2 protein-coding genes are annotated in these 1628 nt (G+C 71.7%); both read right to left on the bottom strand.

The features are described 5' to 3' along the window. Positions 1–172 precede the first annotated feature (172 nt). Positions 173–1102: a 1,4-dihydroxy-2-naphthoyl-CoA synthase gene (locus tag D8M35_RS16115; protein ID WP_126892716.1), complete on the bottom strand. Its 930-nt coding sequence runs from the start codon at positions 1100–1102 to the stop codon at positions 173–175. A gap of 40 nt (positions 1103–1142) precedes the next feature. Further along, positions 1143–1628: hypothetical protein (locus tag D8M35_RS16110; protein ID WP_238638284.1), on the bottom strand; the 486-nt coding region annotated here is incomplete at its 5' end.

The raw sequence follows: 1628 nt of genomic DNA, 5'->3' as shown, positions 1-1628 counted from the left end.
GCGACGTGTTGTATTTTAACGAAGCGACGGGCAGCGAGCTATACACATAGTGGCCCACTCCTTCACGACACCGGGACCGCCGGCGAGCGCAGCCTCCAGGCCGCGCAGCACCGCCGACGGGTCGGAGGCGCCGACCGGGACCAGCGGGCGGCTCACCGTCGGGACCCGCGGGTCAGTAGTGCCACGGGAACGAGGTCCACTCGGGCTTGCGCTTCTCGAGGAACGCGTCGCGACCCTCGACCGCCTCGTCCGAGGCGTAGGCGAGGCGCGTCGCCTCGCCCGCGAAGACCTGCTGGCCGACCATGCCGTCGTCCACCGCGTTGAAGGCGTACTTGAGCATGCGGATCGCTGTCGGGGACTTGCCGAGGATCGTCTCGCCCCAGCGGATCGCCTCGCGCTCGAGGTCCTCGTGCGGGACCACCTTGTTCACCGCGCCCATCTCGTAGGCGCGCTGCGCCGAGTACTCCTCGGCGAGGAAGAAGACCTCGCGCGCGAGCTTCTGACCGATCTGGCGGGCGTAGTAGGCGCTGCCGTACCCGCCGTCGAACGAGCCCACGTCGGCGTCGGTCTGCTTGAACCGACCGTGCTCCGCGCTCGCGATCGTCAGGTCCGCGACGGCGTGCAGGGAGTGCCCGCCGCCCGCCGCCCACCCGGGCACGACGGCGATGACGACCTTCGGCATCATGCGGATGAGGCGCTGGACCTCGAGGATGTGCAGCCGGCCCATCGACGCCTGGGCGGCGGCGGGGTCGACGCCCTCCGGCGGGGCGCCCTCGTCGCCGACGTACTGGTAACCGCTGCGGCCGCGGATGCGTTGGTCGCCGCCGGAGCAGAACGCCCAGCCGCCGTCCTTCGGGCTCGGACCGTTGCCGGTGAGCAGGACGACGCCGACGTGCGGGTCCTGACGGGCGTCGTCGAGGGCGCGGTAGAGCTCGTCGACGGTGCGCGGACGAAAGGCGTTGCGGACCTCGGGCCGGTCGAAGGCCACGCGGACGATGCCCTGCGACACGTGCTTGTGGTACGTGATGTCGGTGAAGTGCTCCGCGACCGGAGCGGCGGTCCAGACGTCGGGGTCGAACAGGTCGGAGACGGGAGCAGCCATGTCCCCACCGTATCGCCGGGGTGCGACCCCGGCGCGAGCGCTACGTGCCGGCCAGGGCCTCGGGGGCGAGGACGACGAGCAGCACGATGAGGATGACCGGGTTCGCGAAGAACGCGAGCACGACCCCGACCGCGCCGTACCAGCGACCGAACGAACCGACCGCGGCGATGAAGCCGAGCACCGCCGCGATGAGGGTGAGGAAGACCACCACGAAGCAGATGCCGAACGCGAAGGTGGTGTCCCCGCCCATGAAGACCGCGAAGGCGCTGGCGTCGACCGCTGCGGAGACGACGGCGAGCCCGAGGGCGATCTTGCCGACGATCGGGTTCCGGCGCCGACGGGCGGACCGTTCGAGCACACGGGGGTCGACCGTGTTCCGCTGCATCAGACGTTCGAAGTCGCCTGTGTCGGACCGCGTGCCGGGGGTCCGGGATGCGGCGGTCCGGCCGGCGGCGCTGGTGGTCTGCCGGGTCGTCACCGGGGCGGCCGCACGCTGCGCAGCGGTCGGCTGCGCGCCGGCCCGCTG

The sequence above is a fragment of the Curtobacterium sp. HSID17257 genome, assembly GCF_003989515.1.
GTDB lineage: Bacteria > Actinomycetota > Actinomycetes > Actinomycetales > Microbacteriaceae > Curtobacterium.
The sequence above is the reverse complement of the archived record's forward strand: the minus strand, read 5'-3'. Positions and strand labels throughout refer to the sequence as shown.

Bases quoted from the DNA above. Each gene is read 5' to 3' on its own strand.
- D8M35_RS16115 (WP_126892716.1), bottom strand. From the start codon at position 1,102: ATGGCTGCTCCCGTCTCCGACCTGTTCGACCCCGACGTCTGGACCGCC.